The organism is Pedobacter sp. 22163, assembly GCF_052045595.1.
Taxonomy (GTDB): domain Bacteria; phylum Bacteroidota; class Bacteroidia; order Sphingobacteriales; family Sphingobacteriaceae; genus Pedobacter.
This window is the reverse complement of the sequence record NZ_JBQEPM010000001.1, coordinates 294096-306929: the sequence shown is the minus strand read 5'-3', so window position 1 is coordinate 306929 and position 12834 is coordinate 294096. Positions and strand designations below refer to the sequence as shown.

The following is a 12834-nucleotide window of genomic DNA, read 5'->3' as shown; positions in this document are numbered from 1 at the left end:
AAGTTTTTAAAACTTGACTTCTCTAAATATTCTAAACAAAAAATGCGTTCCGATTTTATATCAGGACGCATTTTTTATGAAGATTCTTCGTTTTCGCTCAGAATGACAAACAGAAAAATTATTTCGCAACCGCTTTACCCGAGTAAGTTGCCGCTAACTTTAATGCATTGTAAGTATTAACAATTCCGCCACTGATACAAAGATCAGAGAATGGGATAGAAACTTTTTCTGCACCAGGTTCTTCACCTTTAGCATACTCTACGTTATGGTTAACTTTGGTAACCGATTTAACGATGATTTCTTTTACCTGCGCCGCAGTTAATTTTGGATAATACGAGCGGATTAATCCTGCTAAGCCAGCTACAACAGGAGAGGCCATACTGGTGCCGTCTAAATTTTTGTATTTAGAACCCGGTACGGTAGAATAAATCTGAACGCCAGGAGCAAAAACATCTACCTGAGTTTTGCCGAAATTAGAGAAACTGGCTTTTAGTGTTTCATCATCTTTAGGACCTGAAGCACCAACGGTAATCCATGATGCAATAGTCTTCTCATCTAAATCTTTGTGGTTAGGAAAATTATTTTCTACATCGATATTTTTATTTTCGTTCCCCGCTGCCTGAACGATCAATACATCTTTAGATACCGCATATTTCATAGCTTCATTAACGATGGCTTTGTTCCAGCTATAAGCCTTGCCAAAACTCATGTTGATTACTTTTGCACCATTATCAACAGCGTAACGAATAGCATTAGCAACATCTTTATCCCTTTCATCACCATTTGGCGTACAACGAACACCCATAATGGCAATGTTATCCGCTACACCTAAAATACCAAGTTTGTTGGTTCTATCAGCAGCAATGATACCGGCTACGTGTGTGCCGTGCATGGCATCAGGACCTGCAACGTCGTTATTGCCATAAAATTTCTCCTTAACGTTGTTTGGATCATCGCCAACTATTGAGCGTGGATCGTAATCGAGGTTTAAGTTATAATTGACCTGGCGCGTATAGTAATCCAGTCCTTCTACAATCTGATCTTCGTAAAAATCTTTGAAGCTACCTTTTTCTAATTGCTGGCTCAGTACATTTTGGATCCTGCCTTCAACCTCTGTAGATGGTTTGAAGTTTTTAAAATCTTCTATGGTTGGGTTTTCTTTACCGATTTTCTTCACTACAGCGTCTAAAGCTGTTTTAAAACCAGTAATACCTGCCAGATTTTCCCTGGCTTCTGCCAATTGTTTTTCTAAGTCGGCTCTTTCTGCTTTAAAAATTTCGAAATCTTTTTTATCTTTTTCTGCTACATTTGCGTCTGTAGTATTGGCAAAACGGACCTGATCGCGACGAACCAAACGGGTTAATTCTAAAGTTTCGAAGTTTACAGATTCTTTAGGGCCGCCAATAAAGTTCCAGCCATTTATATCGTCGATGTAGCCATTCTTATCATCATCCTTGCCATTGCCGGCTATCTCTTTGGTATTTACCCACATAATTCGTTTTAAGTCTTCATGGGTAGCTTCTACGCCACCATCATTAACTGCTACGATAACTTTAACAGATTTTTTACCTTTTAAAAGTTCTTTATATGCTTTTTCGGTACTGATTCCGAATGTACTATCACTTTTTAGATCAAGATTTTGCCAATTGGCTTTTTGCGCATTGGCCAAAGTTGGTACCGCACTCACAAGCGCAATACTTAACAGCGCGCTAAAAATTCTACTCTTATTCATTTATGTATTTTTGTATTAAACGGCGAAAGTTAATTTTAATTTTTTTATTGGAAGAAATTGTATTAAAAATGATGTTTTTCACACATTTTGGTAACGAAAAAAATCCTGAAATTCATTTTCAGGATTTTCATCTTTAAAATAAAATGACCTCTATTTATTTCATACTGGCAACGATTTTTTTCGCCATTTCATCATGAGACTCGATTACACTTAAAGTGTTGCCTGCCCAGCTTTTAATTGCCTGATCGCGGTTTTGCATCCCCGTTTTAAATAAAGCTACTGTTTTTTCATGATCGGTAACCATCATAACCATATAATGTTTGTCAAAAGCTGTGCCCGTCAATTTCTTCATTTCATCCAAATGAATCTGATCTTCGGCCGGCAATGCATCTGGGGTGATTACTTTTTTGTTTACAGCCAAAGCTTTCAATTCTGTATTGGCTTTTGTATGATCAGTTAACATTTTAGCGGCGAAATCTTTCACCTCAGCACTTTTTGCATTTTTCTGCGCAATCTTAGCGGCTTCAACTTCCATGATACCTCCAATTGCTGCTTTTCTTAAAAAAGTTGCACCCGCTTCATCAACACCCGATTCTGTGCTTTCTGATCCTGTAGCATGGTTGCCATTTACCATATTGGTATCGCCAGCAACACTGTCTTTTGTGGTTGCCGATTTCTTGTCTGCAGTTTGACAAGCCTGAAATGAAAGCGCCAGGGCAAAAGCTGTGGATAATAAAAATATCTTTTTCATGTTTTCTCTATGTTTTGATGTGTATGAAAAACAAGAGAGTTGAAAAAAGGTTTTATATCTGTTCTGATGCCTTACTGTATGCGTTTTGAATAACGATGCCCATTTGGCTTTCTGGATTTTTAATTGGCGAAAAACCGAATTGTTCATATAGGCCATGTGCATCTAAAGTAGCCAACTGGTAACGCCTCAAGCCTTGTAAATCCGGATGGAAGATCATAAACGACATCATCTTTTTTGATAAGCCCAAACCACGGTAACTTTCTTTCACGTATACATCGCAAAGCCATGCAAAGGTTGCCTTATCCGTTACCCAACGGGCAAAACCTACCTGTTCTGTTCCTTTGTAAATGCCAAAACAAAGTGAGTTTTCAATAGAACGTTTTACGGTATCTAAAGGAATGCCTTTTGCCCAATAAGATTCTACACTTAAATAATGATGTATGGCTTCGAGATCTAAAAGCTCTTTTTTATCGGAAAATATAAAACCGTTTTCGCTGATTTCCATTTTGATTAATGATTGAATTTTGAATGATTAAATGAGTGAATTTTTTCAAAATCCACTTAAAGAATTAGCTAAGTTTTCTAAGCCTCTCCACAGTTAACCTATTAACCATTTAAGCTTTCTAATTGCGCATATTAATAAACTGCAATGGCTGACCGAAATCTTCATTTCTACAAAGATTCATCACGGCCTGCAGATCATCGATTTTTTTTGCGGTTACTCTAACCTGATCGTCCATAATGGCAGGTTGAACTTTTAATCCACTGGCTTTGATCTTGGCCACGACCTTTTTTGCTGCTTCCTTATCTAATCCTTCTTTAATACTGATTTCTTTTCTGATCATGTTGCCGGAGGCCTGATGCTCATCGCCAAAATCTAAACTTTTCGGATCTAAATTCTGTTTCATCATCCGCGAGATAATGGAACCTTCGATTGCTTTTAATCGCATATCATCTTCAGTAACGATGGTTACTACGTTTGTTTTTTTATCGAGATCGATGGTACTTTTCGATCCGTTAAAGTCGAATCGGTTAAGAATTTCTTTTTTAGCATTGTTAATTGCGTTGTCTAATGTTTGCGCATCAACTTTACTTACAATATCAAAAGAAGGCATGGTTTTAGCTTTAAAGTAAAAAAATAAGTAGATTTAATAGAAATTAATCCATCCTCACAAAAAAACGAAAAATAATATGAAAACCACTAAACCGAAGTCCCAAAAAAAGATCACCAAAAAAGAAGTGAAGAAACAATTGGAGCAGTCGATTACGGATAAGTTCTTGGATGTGATCAAAAGTTTAGGTCATGATGTATCGGAAATTAGTACGGAGGTAGGGAAAGCAAGTAAGCGTGTGGCTAAAAAATTAACCAAAAAATTTACCATTGTAAAGGCAGATGTGGGACAGAAAATTGATGATTTGTTACATGCATCAAAAGAGAAAGCAAAAGCAGCGAAAAAACCAGTTGCCAAAGCGGTAAGTAAGTCTGAAAAAACTGCTCAGAAAGTGGTTAAAAAAGCCGTTGCAAAGGCTAAACCAGTAGTACAGAGCATTAAGGTTGCGGCAATAGAAACAGAAGAAAAAGCAGAAAAAGTATTGGCAAAACCGGTTGCAAAAGCAAATGAAGCTGTAAAAGATGCCACAACAGTTGCCAAAAAAGCGGCAAGTACAGCAAGTAAAGCACCAGCAAAAGCTGCTGCAGTAGTTAAAAAAGCAATAACGCCTGCTGCTACTCCTGCAAAACCAGCTCCTGTTGTTAAAAAAACGGTTGCTAAAACTGCTACATCAGTTAATAAAGAGACGAAAATACCTACTAAAAAATAAATTTGTTAACGTTAACGTGTAAATGAATTAACATCGATTTAACAAATTAATGTGCAGTTTTGAGCATCCCTGTTTTGGCAGGGATTTTTTATTTTTTTAAATGAGCAATAAGAAGATCCCTTTTTTAAACCGCGAAATCAGTTGGCTTTACTTTAACGAACGTGTACTGCAAGAAGCTGCCGATGAAACAGTTCCGCTGATTGAACGGATTAAATTTCTATCTATATTTTCTTCAAATTTAGAGGAATTTTACCGTGTGCGTGTGGCCACCATGACCCGGCTAACCAATCTGAACGATAAAGCTAAAGCACTTTTGGGTTTTAATCCAAAGAAAATTCTGAATGAGATTAAAAATATTGTTGTAAAACAGGAAAGAAAATTCGAACAGCTTTTCCAGGCTACGTTAATAAACGAGCTTGCTCAAAACAGAATTTTTATTTTAAACGATACCCAGCTGAATGTAAGCAGGGGTGAGTTTGTTAAAAATCATTTCAGGGATAAGATTTTATCTAATCTGGTTCCGATTATGCTGGATATGGATAAACCCTTTCCAGAATTGAAAGACCGGTATTTATATTTTTTTGTTAAACTTTCTAAAAAGGATACAAAAGTTAAAGAAAAATATGCGCTCATTGAAATTCCGCCTAATTTGCCGCGGTTTTTGGTTCTGCCAGAAACAAACGATCTAAAATTTATAATTCTGGCTGAAGACATTATCAGGTATTGTTTAGACGATATATTCTATGTTTTCTCTTACGATAATTTAGAGGCTTATTCGATCCAGTTAACACGGGATGCCGAATTGGATATTGACAAAAACATTAATGATAAGTTTATTGAGGATTTAAAAAGCAGTTTAGAGAAGCGCAAAAAAGGGAAACCAATGCGTTTGCTTTACGATTCGGCTATGCCCTTAAACATGCTTACTGTGCTGGTGAATAAACTCAAGCTTGAGGCTGAAAGTTTAATTCCGGGTAACCGTTACCATAAGTTTGGCGATTTTATTGCCTTCCCGAATGTAGGTAAAAAGGAATTGGAATATCCGCCGAATGTGCCTCTGAAGGTACACGATTTGCACAGAACCCAAAGTATGTTCAATAAAGTTGCCCAGCGCGATTATTTAGTGAATTTACCCTACCAATCGTATGACTATATTATTTTGTTCTTGCGTGAAGCTGCAATTGATCCGAAAGTAACCGAAATACAGATTACTTTATACCGGTTAGCCGAAAACTCAAAAGTAATCAATGCATTAATTAATGCTGCCAAAAATGGTAAAGCAGTTTCTGTTTTATTAGAACTTAAAGCCCGTTTTGATGAACAGGCTAATATTTACTGGACCAGCCGCTTAATGGAGGAGGGTGTTAAGGTAAATTACGGTTTAACCGACTACAAAGTACACTCTAAAATTTGTTTGGTTAAACGGATTGAAAAAGATAAGCCAGTTTACTACGCAAACTTAGCAACAGGAAACTTTAACGAGAAAACCGCAGGTTTATATTGCGACCATAGTATTTTCACCGCAAAGAAAGAGATTACCAACGATCTGGTAAAACTTTTTGATGCGTTGAGCAAGCGTACTGTAACGAAGGGATTTAAACACCTGATTGTTTCGCCGCTGGAGAGCCGATCGAAACTGGTCAATTTTATTAACCGCGAAATCAGGAATGCTAAACAGGGCAAACTGGCCTACATCATGTTAAAGGTAAATAGTTTAGCTGATGAAGGGATTATTGCCAAACTTTACGATGCGAGCAATGCCGGGGTTAAAGTTCAGCTGATTATCCGTGGTATCTGCTGTCTGGTACCTGGAGTAAAGGGTTTTAGTGAAAATATTACCGCCATTAGTATTATCGATAAGTTTTTGGAACATGCCAGGGTTTATATTTTTGGTAATAACGGTAAAAACGACATGTATTTATCATCTGCAGATTTAATGAGCAGAAATTTCGAACACCGTGTAGAGGTAGGATTCCCGGTTTTAGATCATGATGTGAAACAGGAGATACAGGATATTATCGATCTGCAACTGCAGGATAATACCAAATCGAGGCAGATCAATGCTTTGAACAATAATAAATACCATAAAAACAGATTAAGTAAAAAGATAAGGGCGCAGGTAGACATCTACAACTATTTAAAAACCAAGCATCAATCATAATGTTAAGATACGCAGCTATAGATATCGGTTCGAATGCGGTGAGGTTACTCATTGCTGATATTAGCAAACAAGACGGAAAATATAAGTACAAAAAGAACACCCTTATACGTGTGCCGCTCCGGTTGGGAGATGATGCATTCTTGGATCAATATATTTCGGAGAAAAAATCTGCAGATCTGGTAAAAACCATGACTGCTTTTAAAAATCTGATGGATGTTTATCATGTTTCAGAATATTTGGCCTGTGCTACATCTGCCATGCGCGAGGCCCGTAATGGAGAAGATATTGTGAAGCTAATTAAAAAGGAAGCCGACGTTACTTTAGAGATTATTGAGGGGCAGCGGGAAGCGAATATTATTTACGCTAACCATATTGAAGAAGAGTTAGATGAAAATAAAAATTACCTATATATTGACGTGGGTGGAGGTAGTACCGAACTGTCGGTTTTTGTAAAAGGTGCTCCGGAAGCATCGAGATCTTTTAATATAGGTACGATCAGGATGCTCGACAACCAGGACAAGGAAGAAACCTGGGATGAAATGAAAGATTGGGTAAAAGAGCATACAAAAGAATATAAACATTTGGCTGGTATAGGTACAGGTGGCAATATCAATAAATTGTTTCGCATGTCGGATGAGAAAGAAAATGCGCCTTTATCGTTGCAGAAGCTAAATTCGATGTATAATAAATTAACCAGTTATTCATTGAAAGAAAGAATTAATACGCTGGGCTTAAACCCCGACCGTGCAGACGTAATTATCCCGGCCTGTGAGATTTATTTAACCTTAATGAAGTGGACTGGTATAAAACAGATTTATGTACCTAAAGTGGGGATGGCCGATGGGATTATTAAATTGTTGATTGAAGAGAAATTGGATTAGAGACTTTTACCTGTGAACGTCAGCAATGACGGCCAATATTTTGTGTCAGATGGAAATATCTGACACAAAAATTTATTTTACTAAACTGTCGGATGGTAACATCCAACAGCACCCCTAAGGGTAATCCTACAAGGATCGTCCTCCTGAACTTGTTTCAGGATCTTTGGTCTTGAAAATTACTACAGCGCACTATAGGCCCTGAAACAAGTTCAGGGTGACGTATTTTGTTTAATCGATTTGGTGGTGGTGTCAGATGTTTCCATCTGACAAAAAAAAATATTTTTATTAAACTGTCGGATGGTAACATCCAACAGCAACTATTTTCTGGGTCACGTAGCTCACTCCATCGCCATCCTTAAAAAGCTTTTCACTTCATCATTGACGTCTTCTTTAAAGAAGATCCTCAAATGGTGGTTAAATTGATCCGTTCCTGGCACCTGTGCAATCTTAGTAAAGCAAAGATTGTTTTCATAAGGTTGATTGAAAGGAATAACCACATGAATAAAGTTTTTCCCCAATTGTGTAATGTATGCAAAATTGGTTTTTGATTCGATTGCAATCATGGATTTTGTAGGTCTGAGATTTATCTCTCCTAATTCGGTCAATTGCTCAACAAAAAAACGGAATAACCCTAAGGTATATTCCGTTTTTCCGTTTAAAAAGTCTGATAAATGTTTTTCTTCAGACATCATAATTTTTAATCTTCTAATAATTTTGTTGCGGCCTCATCGGTAAACCAGGTTAATTTTCCGTCAATCGGATCAATTAACTGGGAAGGATAAGTTGCAACATCTTTTTGCTCATCGCCAATAACATGTTTTAAAGCTTCGGCTTTATTCTCTCCAAAAACCAAAAATGCTACATTATCGGCTTTGTTGATTAACGGTGCAGTAAAACTGATGCGATACGTATCCAATTTCTCTACATAAACGGAAGCCACATTTACTTCTTCATCTTTAACCAAAGTGGTGTGTGGGAAAATCGAAGCCGTATGTGCATCATCGCCCATACCCAAAAGGATTAAATCGAAAATTAGATCTTCTCCGTTAAAGTGTTTATCGATTGCTTTTTTATATTCGATAGCGGCTTTTTCTGGAGCCAAAGTGGTATCAACGTAGAAAATATGGTCTTCTTTAATGCCTAATGGATCAAGAATTGTTTTTTTAGCCATTAATCCGTTGTAGTTATCATCATTGGCCGGAACGTTGCGCTCATCACCAAAGAAGAAGTATACTTTTCCCCAATCAATTCTGTGCTGACCTTCTGTAGCCAGAAGATGATAAAGTGCTTTAGGAGAACTGCCGCCAGTTAATACGAAATTAAAACGGTCGTTTTCTTCAATGGACATTTCTGCAATTTTAATTACATAATCTGCCAGATCCTGATTCAGTTCTTCTAATGTTTTGTATATGAGTAAATTCATTTTTGTAACTAATAAGAGCCGTTATGCTGCCCCGAATATTCGGGATCAGCATCTATCTTGAACAAGACCCTGAAATAAATTCAGGGTGACGACCCGGGTAAAAATTTATTCCTTATTCTTCAATGGCAAGTTAAACCAGTGGAAACCATCTCTTGCAATAAGTGCTTCAGCTTCTTCTGGTCCCCAGCTATCGGCAGGGTAGTTAGGGAAGTTGATTGATTTTTTGCTTTCCCATGTATTTAAAATCGGCATGACCAGTTCCCATGCTGCTTCTACCTGATCGCCGCGCATAAACAAGGTTTGATCGCCCATCATGGCATCCAATAATAAAGTTTCGTAAGCTTCTGGTGTATCGCCCTCGTAAGTTCCTTTATAATCAAACACCATATCAACTGGGTTTAATACCATATCCAATCCAGGTCTTTTGGCCTGCACCTGCATACGGATACTCATTTCTGGCTGTATGCTGATGACCAACCTGTTTTGTTGCCAGTTTTCGGTTACACCTGATGAGAAAATCTGATGCGGAACATCTCTAAATTGAATGGTAATTAAAGATGAAGTTTGGTTCAAACGTTTTCCAGTTCTTAAATAGAAAGGAATACCTTGCCATCTCCAGTTATCGATATGGAATTTAACAGCAGCAAAAGTTTCGGTATTAGAATGTGCATCAACACCTTTTTCCTGACGGTATCCAGGAACTTCCTTACCTTCAACCCAACCTTTACTATATTGACCCCGAACAGTATGGAAACGGATATCTTCAGCAGAAAAAGGACGCATTGCTCTTAAAACCTCCACCTTACGGTTCCTGATTTCATCGGCATCAAAATTAATTGGCGCTTCCATTCCAACCAAACAAAGCAATTGCAACAGGTGATTCTGAATCATATCTCTTAAAGCACCAGAACCTTCATAATAACCTCCACGATCGCCCACGCCTAACTGCTCGGTTACCGAAATTTGAACGTGATCGATATAAGACCTGTTCCATAACGGCTCGAACAATGCATTGGCAAAACGGAAAGCCATCATGTTTTGTACGGTTTCTTTACCTAAATAATGATCGATACGATAGATCTGCTTTTCTGTAAAAATAGTGCTCAATAATGTATTCAGCTCTTTTGCTGATTCTAAATCATGACCGAAAGGTTTTTCAATAACGATACGGCTATTGTCTTCGTCTTGCGTAAGTTTATATTTCTGCAAACATTCAGCAATAATCGGGAAGAAATTAGGTGCAACTGCCAGGTAGAAAATTACCTGTGTTCCGGCTCCAAATTCTTTTTGGTATTTTTCTACAGCTCCTTTTAGGTTTTCGAAAGTTTTTGGCTGGGCAAAATCGGTAGGACAGTAGTTCATTGTCTTTGCAAAATCGTCCCATTTCTCTTTTTTTACTTTTCCGCTGCGCGAAAACTGGTTTACAGCATCTTCTAAAGCAGCTTTGTAGCTATCGTCGGTAAATTCGGTTCTGCCTGTACCAATAATTGCAAATTTATCTGGCATGTAACCCTCAATAAATAAATTATATAGGGCAGGTGCTAATTTTCTTTTGTTTAAATCACCTGTTCCACCAAATATTACAAAAATGGTAGGGTTTAATGCGGTTTTGGTTTTCATTTTATGTTCTTGTTCGTGAATCTAATAGGTTATGATAATTTATTCCAATCAGCATGGAAAACACCATCTTTATCGATACGCTCAAAGGTGTGTGCTCCAAAGAAATCTCTTTGTGCCTGGATTAAGTTAGAAGGCATTCTAGCTGTGGTAATGGTATCGAAATAGGTTAGGGTAGACGCAAATGCAGGAATACCCAAACCGGAATTGATACATGCACTAATTGTTTTGCGTGTACCAGCTAAAGTACCTTTGATAATATTCTGGATACCGGCATCGCCAAATAAATGTTCTAAAGCGTTGTTTTTATCATAAGCCTGATAAATATCTTCTAAAAATTTAGCCCTGATGATACAGCCACCGCGCCAGATTTTAGCAATTTCCTGTAACTGTAAATCGTATTGGTATTCTTTTGAAGCCTGAACCAGTAAATGCATACCCTGTGCATAAGCACTGATCATAGAGAAGTAAAATGCATCTTCCAGTTCTTCAATAGTAACAGCTATTTTGGTGTCTTTTTTGCCAAAAGCCTCTTCTAAAGAAACCCTTAGCTTTTTGAATTTAGATAAATCGCGGTTAGAAACAGCCTCATTAATGGTTGGTACAGGTAATTGAAGTTCCATTGAAACCTCTGATGTCCATTTTCCGGTACCTTTTGAACGTGCCTCATCTTTGATCTGATCTAAAAGATCGTTTTGAGTTTCAGCATCTTTAAAAACAAAAATTTCGGCAGTAATCTCTAATAAGAAAGATTGTAACCTGCCTTCGTTCCATTTTTTGAATACCTTGTATATATCATCGTTTGAATAGCCTAAGCCATTTTTAAGAATGCCATAAACTTCAGCAATAAGCTCCATAATGGCATATTCAATTCCATTATGTACCATTTTAACAAAGTGGCCAGAAGCACCTGGGCCAATGTAAGTTACGCATGGATCGGTTCCAACTTTTGCAGCTACAGCATCAAAAACATCTTTAACTACGTTATAAGCTTGTTTATCGCCACCTGGCATCATACTCGGACCAAAACGTGCACCTTCTTCGCCACCAGAAATACCCATTCCGAAGAAATGTAAACCATCTTTCTCCAGTTCGTCGACACGGCGGTTGGTATCGGTAAAATGTGAGTTTCCACTATCGATAATAATATCGCCTTTACTTAAAAGTGGTTTTAGTTCTGCAATAACGCTATCTACAATTGGTCCGGCTGGTACTAATAAGATTAATGTACGTGGTGTTTGTAAGCTAGAAATAAAGCTTTCAATATCGTCAAATCCTTCTAAGTTGTGTTTCTTGCCTTCTTCTTCAAGTTTCGAGATCATTTTTCTGTCTTTATCGTAACCTGTTACAGAGAAGCCTTTATCAGCCATGTTTAATAATAAGTTCCGGCCCATTGTGCCTAAACCGATCATTCCCAATTTATATTTTTTTGAATCGTTATTTGCCATTTTTTATTTTTTATAATGCACCCAAAATTAGGATTTACAAATTAATATTGCAGCTATTGTTGTTAAAAGATTGTAATAAAGATTATTATTTTTTAGGCTCAACAGTAAAGATGTTGTACTTGTCGGCCAGTTTCCAAAGTTTTGCACCGCCTTTAATCCCGTCTCTGTTGGTTACAATTTTAATATTGCTTTCCAGTTTAAAGTCTATTTGTTTGGAATTGCCACCACCAATATATAAGGTATCATAATTGAAAACCGTTTTGTAGATTTCGATTACTTTTTTGAGCCTTTTATTCCAGCGTTCAGTTCCAATCTTTTCGAAAGCCTTATTTCCGATATAATCATCATAATCTTCTTCCTTGTTGATCGGGAAATGGGCGAGTTCTAAATGCGGCAGTAATTCTCCGTCGAATAGTAAAGCCGTTCCAAAACCCGTACCTACTGTGAAAACAATTTCAAAGCCTTTGCCCTCAACCACACCTAAGCCTTGTTGATCGGCATCATTTACCAAACGTACCGATTTACCTAACTCGTTAGCAACACGCTGCGCGAGATCAACATCTGTCCATTTGTTTTTTGCCAGGTTAGGGGCGGTTTTAACAATTCCGTTTTTAACATATCCTGGAAAACCGATCGATACGCGGTTATAGCTAACAGGAAAAGGCTTAATCAACTCTATAATTCCAGAAACAATATCCTTTGGAGTAGCTTCGGGCGGGGTTTTGCTTTTTAGATATTCGGTAAGCATATTTCCGCTTTCATCCAAAAGAACCGTTTTAATGCTTGTACCGCCTATATCAATAGATAATATATTGTTGTTTTCAGCTTTTTTATCTGTAGCCATAATTGTGTATTTATAATTTCGAAGTTCTACAAATAAATTAAAACAACAAACATTAAATGAAGATCGGAGTAATTTAGGTGTAATAATATATTCTATAAAATCTATGTATTTAATAGAATATATTTAAGTTTGTTCCGTTAAACTAAAAAAGACCAC

At 37.2% G+C, this 12834-nt stretch carries 12 protein-coding genes; 3 read left to right on the top strand and 9 right to left on the bottom strand.

Annotation, left to right across the window (positions count from 1 at the left end; all coding sequences use genetic code 11):
- Positions 1–118: 118 nt before the first annotated feature.
- From ACTJKN_RS01345 to ACTJKN_RS01330, 4 genes are all read right to left on the bottom strand, one after another.
- Complete coding sequence (locus ACTJKN_RS01345) at positions 119–1732, bottom strand: S8 family peptidase (protein WP_440821985.1); 1614 nt, start codon at positions 1730–1732, stop codon at positions 119–121.
- Between the two features lie 154 nt (positions 1733–1886).
- Entirely contained in the window at positions 1887–2483 is a 597-nt protein-coding gene (locus ACTJKN_RS01340) for a DUF4142 domain-containing protein (protein WP_440821983.1), read from the bottom strand.
- Positions 2484–2535: 52 nt separating this feature from the next.
- The gene (locus ACTJKN_RS01335; protein WP_440821981.1) at positions 2536–2988 is read right to left on the bottom strand and encodes a GNAT family N-acetyltransferase; all 453 of its coding nucleotides are present in this window, start codon (positions 2986–2988) and stop codon (positions 2536–2538) included.
- 118 nt (positions 2989–3106) lie between these two features.
- Positions 3107–3598, bottom strand: coding sequence for a YajQ family cyclic di-GMP-binding protein (locus ACTJKN_RS01330; protein ID WP_029275247.1), 492 nt, complete (start codon positions 3596–3598; stop codon positions 3107–3109).
- A 76-nt stretch (positions 3599–3674) separates the two neighbouring features.
- On the opposite strand from ACTJKN_RS01330, the gene ACTJKN_RS01325 reads away from it, so the two are divergent.
- From ACTJKN_RS01325 to ACTJKN_RS01315, 3 genes are all read left to right on the top strand, one after another.
- Positions 3675–4304 carry a hypothetical protein gene (locus ACTJKN_RS01325; RefSeq protein WP_440821979.1) on the top strand — a complete coding sequence of 210 codons (630 nt, stop codon included), beginning with the start codon at positions 3675–3677 and terminating at the stop codon, positions 4302–4304.
- Between the two features lie 100 nt (positions 4305–4404).
- Positions 4405–6465 (top strand): polyphosphate kinase 1, encoded by a 2061-nt coding sequence (gene ppk1 / locus ACTJKN_RS01320; RefSeq protein WP_440821977.1) that lies wholly within the window; start codon positions 4405–4407, stop codon positions 6463–6465.
- Entirely contained in the window at positions 6465–7346 is an 882-nt protein-coding gene (locus ACTJKN_RS01315; RefSeq protein ID WP_440821975.1) for a Ppx/GppA phosphatase family protein, read from the top strand. The genes ppk1 and ACTJKN_RS01315 overlap by 1 nt, the downstream gene beginning before the upstream one ends.
- 338 nt (positions 7347–7684) lie before the next feature.
- Here ACTJKN_RS01315 and ACTJKN_RS01310 read toward each other — a convergent pair whose 3' ends face one another.
- From ACTJKN_RS01310 to ACTJKN_RS01290, 5 genes are all read right to left on the bottom strand, one after another.
- A complete protein-coding gene (locus tag ACTJKN_RS01310; protein WP_440821973.1) occupies positions 7685–8038 on the bottom strand; it encodes a DUF5655 domain-containing protein in 354 nt (117 codons plus the stop codon).
- Positions 8039–8043: 5 nt separating this feature from the next.
- Positions 8044–8769, bottom strand: coding sequence for a 6-phosphogluconolactonase (gene pgl / locus ACTJKN_RS01305; RefSeq protein WP_440821971.1), 726 nt, complete (start codon positions 8767–8769; stop codon positions 8044–8046).
- Positions 8770–8874: 105 nt separating this feature from the next.
- A complete protein-coding gene (gene zwf / locus ACTJKN_RS01300; protein ID WP_440821969.1) occupies positions 8875–10389 on the bottom strand; it encodes a glucose-6-phosphate dehydrogenase in 1515 nt (504 codons plus the stop codon).
- Between the two features lie 29 nt (positions 10390–10418).
- The gene (gene gndA, locus ACTJKN_RS01295) at positions 10419–11834 is read right to left on the bottom strand and encodes an NADP-dependent phosphogluconate dehydrogenase (protein ID WP_230141514.1); all 1416 of its coding nucleotides are present in this window, start codon (positions 11832–11834) and stop codon (positions 10419–10421) included.
- 85 nt (positions 11835–11919) lie between these two features.
- Positions 11920–12678 carry an ROK family protein gene (locus ACTJKN_RS01290; RefSeq protein WP_440821967.1) on the bottom strand — a complete coding sequence of 253 codons (759 nt, stop codon included), beginning with the start codon at positions 12676–12678 and terminating at the stop codon, positions 11920–11922.
- Positions 12679–12834 lie beyond the last annotated feature (156 nt).